The organism is bacterium (assembly GCA_021372615.1).
Taxonomy (GTDB): Bacteria; Armatimonadota; Zipacnadia; order Zipacnadales; family UBA11051; genus JAJFUB01.
Genome location: JAJFUB010000077.1, coordinates 1 through 2,029, shown reverse-complemented (window position 1 = coordinate 2,029; position 2,029 = coordinate 1). Strand labels below are relative to the sequence as shown.

Genomic DNA, 2,029 nt, shown 5'->3' with positions numbered 1-2,029 from the left:
GAGGACGTGCCGGCGGGTCAGACGGACCGTGAGCAGTTCGGGCACCGCGACCGGCGGGTGCAGCGTCAGGAGGGTCTCGCCGTCGCGCGACAGCGTGAGGGTGCTGTCATAGACGCCCCGCTTCGGGAGCGACAGCACCAGAGGCACCGTGGCTTCCTGGCCGGCCGGCACCGAGGTGCTGCGCTCGGCTGAGATAGTCGCCTCGGCGCCACACTTGCCTTCCAAGCGCCAGGTGAACGTGGCCGCCGCCGGGCCGACGTTGGCGCAGGCCAGGGTCAGCGTGTTGTCCCCCAGCCCCAGGTTCGCGGGGCAGTCCAGCCGCGTGAGCCGCACACCCCGCTGCTGCAGCCGCGCGAGGGCCAGGGCGTTCTGCACCAGGGCAGCCCCGGCGGAGTCGGCCCCACCGGAGAAGCGGAAGTGGCTGGTGACGACGACCAGTCCCTGGCCGTACGGGCGGTAGATGAGCAGGGGCTTGCTGTCCGAGCACACCAGCGCCGTGGTCCAGCCTGCGGCGACCGCTTCCAGATGCGCCCAGTGGCTCTTGCTTGCCAGGCCCGACTGCAGTGCATAGGGCACGGCCAGGAGCGAGTCGCCGGGGGTGAAGGTGACGGCCGTCGCGTCGCCGCCCTTGCTGTGGGCGCTGCAGATGGCTGAGGTGGTCTTCAGCGCCGGGTCAATCGCCCCGATCCACTGCTGGTTGATCCCGCCATACGAGGCGTCGGTGGCGATCACGACCCCGCCCCGGTTCAGGAACGTCTGCCACTGCGCGGCATAGGGGGCGAAGTCCTGCGGGTTGTCGAGGTTGCTGACGCCGCCGCCCACGACGAGGTCGAAGTCGCCCAGGCGGCCGGACAGCTCCTGCGCCTGCGTGTTCTCGAACTTGGTGACCGCCCAGCCGAGGGCCTTGAAGATGCTGTCGAACTCGCTTCTGAACGCTGCCTGACCGTTCGGCCACGAGCAGTACATGAAGGCGGCCCTGACGGGTTGAGGCTGGGCGTCAAGACGTCCTACCCCGATCAGCGTCAACGCGCAGAGACTTGTCAGTGCCAGCCTGCCCATGGTCGCCACCTCCAGGTGTCCCCGACTGTCCCCCGCTGTCCTCACCGTCAGTACCGCCCGTACTCCTGCACCGTGTCCACCATCGCCCGCAGGTTGTCCCATTGGGCGTCGGCGGGGACTTCGTCGGCGGTGACCATCACGTAGCCGCCGCCGTCCATCGCCTCTTCCAGGCAGCGCCGGGCTTCCTGCCGGGCGTCCTGCACCGTGCCGAAGGCCAGGACGAGGCAGTTGAGGTTGCCGAGCAGCGCCATCTTCTTCCCGAACCGCTGCTTGGCCTCCCGCAGGGACATGTCGCCCTCGTTGGGCTCGAAGGTGGAGACGAAGTGGACGCCCGCGTCGGCGAACATCGGCATGAACTGCCCGATCTTGCCCAGCGTGTAGAGGCCCAGGACCTTGCCCGGGTGCTGCTTGATGATCTCCATCGCGGCGTATACGTCCGGCATCGCCCAGCGCTCGAACATCCGCGGGCTCAGGCCCGAGCCGGTCGCCCAGCAGATGTCCAGCCAGGCCACGGGGCTGGAGGACTGGACGAAGCCCTCGACACAGCGGAGGTTGAGCGGGCGCTGGAGGGCGAGGAGGTCGTCCATCAGGTCGGGGGTGTCGTAGAAGTCCATGATGAGGTCCTGCATGCCGCGGACGGAACCCAGCGACGTGTACGCGGGCCCCAGGCCGACGCTGGGCATGCCCTCCTCACCCATGAAGGCGACCGCCTCCTCGACCGTGTCCAGGACGGGGTCGCCGAGGCCCTCGCGCTGCAGCTCCAGCAGGTCGCGGTAGGCCAGCCAGTCGTCCGTGGACTGGACGGGGTAGACGGTCGTCTTGCCCACCAGCGGGTCATGGGGGATCATGCCCGTGACCTGCCGCCCCACCAGCCTCTTGCGGGGCGTGTTGATGATGATCTCGGTGGTCCGCCGGCCCTCGGGCGTCTCCTCGAGCAGGCGGCTGGTGCTACCGAGGCCCTCCGGCAGCT

Annotated in this window: 2 protein-coding genes; both read right to left on the bottom strand. The window is 69.3% G+C overall.

From position 1 onward, the window contains the following. Positions 1-1,059 (bottom strand): hypothetical protein (locus tag LLH23_11460; protein ID MCE5239100.1); only part of this gene is annotated, 1,059 nt, incomplete at its 3' end. 47 nt (positions 1,060-1,106) lie between these two features. Continuing rightward, positions 1,107-2,029, bottom strand: a 923-nt coding sequence (locus LLH23_11455) for a uroporphyrinogen decarboxylase family protein (GenBank protein ID MCE5239099.1), incomplete at its 5' end; no start/stop codon positions are given.